Origin of the sequence: Actinomadura darangshiensis (assembly GCF_004349235.1) — a bacterium.
GTDB classification, from domain to species: domain Bacteria; phylum Actinomycetota; class Actinomycetes; order Streptosporangiales; family Streptosporangiaceae; genus Spirillospora; species Spirillospora darangshiensis.
In genome coordinates, this window is the sequence record NZ_SMKY01000504.1 from 1 (window position 1) to 3,702 (window position 3,702).

The window sequence follows — 3,702 nt, forward strand, 5'->3', positions numbered from 1 at the left end:
CACCACCGCCGCCCGCGCCGCCGTCCGCCACGCCCGGGGTGCCGCGCTCGCCCCGCGAAGTACGGCGCCGCCCGGCCGGCGAGTCCGCGTCGACCGGGCGCCCCTCGTTGCCCAAACGCGTCCGGCAGGAGAACATGGCCTCCCAGCTGCGCGAGGACCGCTCGGCCGCACCCCCGCCCCCCGCCGCGCCGCGCGCCGGCCGGTCGCCCGAGGAGCTGCGGTCGATGATGTCGTCCATCCAGCAGGGCACCCGGCGCGGCCGCGCCGAGTCCTCCGACAATGAGGAATCGTGACGGACCATGACCGGTCCAGGCAGCGAATGGCTCGATGACGAGGCGGGGCCGATCGTCCGGTCGTACGCGCTCACCCGCGGCCGGGCCCGGCCCGCGACCGCCGAGGGCTTCGACATGATCACGATCGTCTCGACCGCGGGGCAGCCCCGGTCGGGCTCGCCCGGCATCGGGCCCGAGCACGTCGACATCCTGGAGATGTGCCTGAACCCGCTGACGGTCGCCGAGATCTCCGCCCGGATGCGGCTGCCCCTGGTCGTCGTCCGCGTCCTGCTCGGCGACCTGCTGCACCACCGGCTCATCACCGCCCACCGTCCCCAACAGGAGAGCGCGCTCTCCAAGGAACGTCTGCTGAGGGAAGTGCTCCATGGTCTCCAAGCCCTCTGAGAACGAGGGATCCGCCCAGGCGGCGCCGGTCGCGGTGAAGATCCTCGTCGCCGGGGGATTCGGGGTCGGCAAGACCACGCTGGTCGGCGCCGTCAGCGAGATCCGCCCGCTGCAGACCGAGGAGCTGCTCACCGACCGGGGCGTCGGCGTCGACGACACCGAGGGCGTCGAGCAGAAGACCACCACCACGGTCGCGATGGACTTCGGCCGCATCACGATCCGCGACGGCCTCATCCTCTACCTGTTCGGCACGCCCGGCCAGGACCGCTTCTGGTTCATGTGGGACGAGCTGTCCTACGGCGCGCTCGGCGCCGTGGTGCTGGCCGACACGCGCCGGCTCGCGGACTGCTTCCCCGCGGTCGACTACTTCGAGAACCGCGGGCTGCCGTTCCTCATCGCGGTGAACTGCTTCGACGACGGCTACGACTACAGGCCCGGCGAGATCCGGGAGGCGCTCGACCTCAGCGACACCACCCCGGTCGTCCTCTGCGACGTGCGGGACCGCGCGTCCGGCAAGGACGTCCTGACCACGCTGGTGAAGCACCTCCTCGCCGTGCACGAGGCGGAGACGCAGGCGGGCGCGTCCGCGCTGTAGGGCACGCGCTGCCGGGCAGGCCCCGCGCTGTAGGCTTCCGGGGAGATGAACCGGACACGCGCACGGCTCTCGGACGGCCGCGAGATCGTCTACTACGACGAGGCGCCGGGCCGGGTGCCCGTCCCCGATCCGCGCGGCCTCCCGCCGGTCGAGCCGGTGTGCGAGACGCGCCGCGACCCGCTGACCGGCGACCACGTCACGATCACCGCGCACCGCAACACCCGCACGTTCCTGCCGCCCGCCGACCAGTGCCCGCTGTGCCCCGGCGGCCCCGCCTCGGAGGTCCCGGACCCGTCCTACGACGTCGTCGTGTTCGAGAACCGGTTCCCGTCGTTCGACGTCCGCACCCCGCCGGTGCCGCCCGCGATCGACGGTGTGGAACGTGCCCGCGGCGCCGGACGCTGCGAGGTCGTGTGCTTCACCGATGACCACTCCGCGTCGATGGCGCGGCTGCCGGTGCCGCGCGTCCGGACGGTCATCGACGCGTGGGCCGACCGCACCGCCGAGCTGTCCGCGATGCCGGAGGTGGCGCAGGTCTTCGTGTTCGAGAACCGGGGCGTCGAGATCGGCGTGACCCTGCACCACCCGCACGGCCAGATCTACGGCTACCCGTTCGTCACGCCCCGCACGGAGCGGATGCTCGCGATGGCCGCCGCCCGCCCGGGGCTGTTCGGCGACGTCCTGAAGGCCGAACGCGAGGGCGGCCGGGTCGTCGCGTCCGGCGAGCACTGGACGGCCTACGTTCCCGCCGCCGCCCGGTGGCCGGTCGAGGTGCACCTGATGCCGCACCGGCACGTCCCCGACTTCACCGCCCTGGACGCGTCCGAACGCGACGAGCTGGCCGTCCTCTACCGCGACCTGCTCCGCCGCTGCGACGCCCTCTACGGCACCCCGCTCCCGTACGTCGCCGGCTGGCACCAGGCGCCCGTGGGGGAGGGCCGCGACCTGCTCCGCCTGCACCTGGAGCTGTTCTCGGTCCGGCGCGCCCCCGACAAGATCAAGTACCTGGCCGGGTCCGAGTCGGGCATGGCCGCCTGGATCAACGACGTCCGGCCGGAGGACGTCGCCGCCCGGCTCCGCGCCGTCACTGCCGGCTGAGCGTCCGCGTCACGCCGGCCGCGATCGTCGTCGCCAGCACCCAGCCGGTGATGATCAGGCTGTAGGCGAGCCACTGCTGCCCGCCGGCGGTCTTGAACGCCTTCTCCTGCCCGAAGTCGATGATGGGCAGCAGCAGGTCGAGCGTGTAGAACAGCGCGTTGAACGGCGGATGCTCGCCGGCCTTCAGCGGCTCGGGGTGATGGAGCCCGAACACCGCCGTGCCGACGGTCAGCAGCCCCGCCAGCCAGGCCGCCGCCCACATCGGCCGGAACCCGTACCCGACCGTCACGTCCTGCAGGTACCCCCACATGCGCGCGTACCAGGGGCGCGTCGAACGGTACCGGCGCTGCTTGGCCAGCTGGACGTTCCGCGCCGCCCGGTCGTCCCCGGCCTGCCGGTAGGCGGCGGCCAGCTGCTCGTACGCGTGCGGGACGTACCCTTCCGCGTCCCGTTCCAGCATCGCGATGCGGGCCTTCGCGGGCAGCCGCGGCGTGAGCGAACCGTAGGTCAGGCCGTCCAGCCACACTTCCCCGCCGAGCGCGCTCGGCGTGACATGGAGCAGCCCGAACCGCCCCCGGAGCGCGTTCACCGGGCCGTCGACCCGCGCCTCCCGCAGCCAGACCTCACCGATTGCGGCGCTGGTCGCCCGCAAGGCGCACCCGTCCGGATCGGACAGCCGCGCCTCCGTGAACACGAGCAGGCCGGGGATCGTCGCGCCGCGGAAGCTGACCTCTCCCTCGAACCGTGCTCGCGTGGCGATCACATCCGACCCCACGGTGAGGTTCTCGGCGTCGAGCGCCCGCCCGCCCGGGTTGCGGACGCCGGCTCCGTCGAGGTTCACCCGGCCGGTGACGGACGCGCCGTTCAGCCTGATCTCCCCATGCGCCACCACGTCGGGGCCCCAGACATCGTCATCGATGACCGAATGGTTGAGGTGGAGGACCTCCTCCTGCACGCCTTCCCGCCCGAGCCGTGCCCGCTCCAGGAAGAAGGCGCCGGACAACCGCGCACCGCCGAGCCGGATCTGCCCGGGAATGCGGCAGTCGGTAAGGCGCAGCACCCCGTCCACCCGCACGGTCGCCGCGCTGAGCCCCGGCAGGAAGGAGTTGCTCAGGTTCACCTGCCGGACACGTGCCCCGTAGAGCACGGGGACGTTCTCGAAATGGCACGCCATCAGCCGGATCGGATGCTCCACGGCCGCGTACTGCAGGTTCAGCGCGCCGGCGATGCGCGCGCCCGTCACCCGGAGCGCCCCGACCTCGCCGTCCACCGCGGGCCTGAGCAGCAGCTTGCGCAGTACCTCCGCCCGCAGGGTGCGCCCGGCGCCCCACC

4 protein-coding genes and 1 pseudogene are annotated in these 3,702 nt (G+C 73.1%); 4 read left to right on the forward strand and 1 reads right to left on the reverse strand.

Features of this window, described 5'->3' with window-relative positions; translation table 11 throughout:
• The 4 genes and pseudogenes from E1293_RS49070 to galT all read left to right on the forward strand — a co-directional run.
• A pseudogene (locus E1293_RS49070) lies at positions 1 to 293 on the forward strand (sensor histidine kinase); the annotation flags it as partial.
• A 6-nt stretch (positions 294 to 299) separates the two neighbouring features.
• Positions 300 to 677: a DUF742 domain-containing protein gene (locus tag E1293_RS45500; protein WP_132206144.1), complete on the forward strand. Its 378-nt coding sequence runs from the start codon at positions 300 to 302 to the stop codon at positions 675 to 677.
• Complete coding sequence (locus E1293_RS45505; protein WP_132206146.1) at positions 658 to 1,272, forward strand: GTP-binding protein; 615 nt, start codon at positions 658 to 660, stop codon at positions 1,270 to 1,272. Before E1293_RS45500 ends, E1293_RS45505 begins: the two co-directional genes overlap by 20 nt.
• A gap of 45 nt (positions 1,273 to 1,317) precedes the next feature.
• On the forward strand, positions 1,318 to 2,370 hold the full coding sequence (gene galT, locus E1293_RS45510) for a galactose-1-phosphate uridylyltransferase (RefSeq protein WP_132206148.1): 1,053 nt from the start codon (positions 1,318 to 1,320) through the stop codon (positions 2,368 to 2,370).
• Here the strand turns inward: galT and E1293_RS50055 are convergent.
• A partial coding sequence (locus tag E1293_RS50055) for a pentapeptide repeat-containing protein (RefSeq protein ID WP_132206150.1) occupies positions 2,357 to 3,702 on the reverse strand: 1,346 nt, incomplete at its 5' end. The genes galT and E1293_RS50055 overlap by 14 nt on opposite strands.

Coding starts and splice junctions, on each gene's coding strand:
- E1293_RS45500 (WP_132206144.1), top strand. CDS start 300: ATGACCGGTCCAGGCAGCGAATGGCTCGATGACGAGGCGGGGCCGATC.
- galT (WP_132206148.1), top strand. CDS start 1,318: ATGAACCGGACACGCGCACGGCTCTCGGACGGCCGCGAGATCGTCTAC.
- E1293_RS45505 (WP_132206146.1), top strand. CDS start 658: ATGGTCTCCAAGCCCTCTGAGAACGAGGGATCCGCCCAGGCGGCGCCG.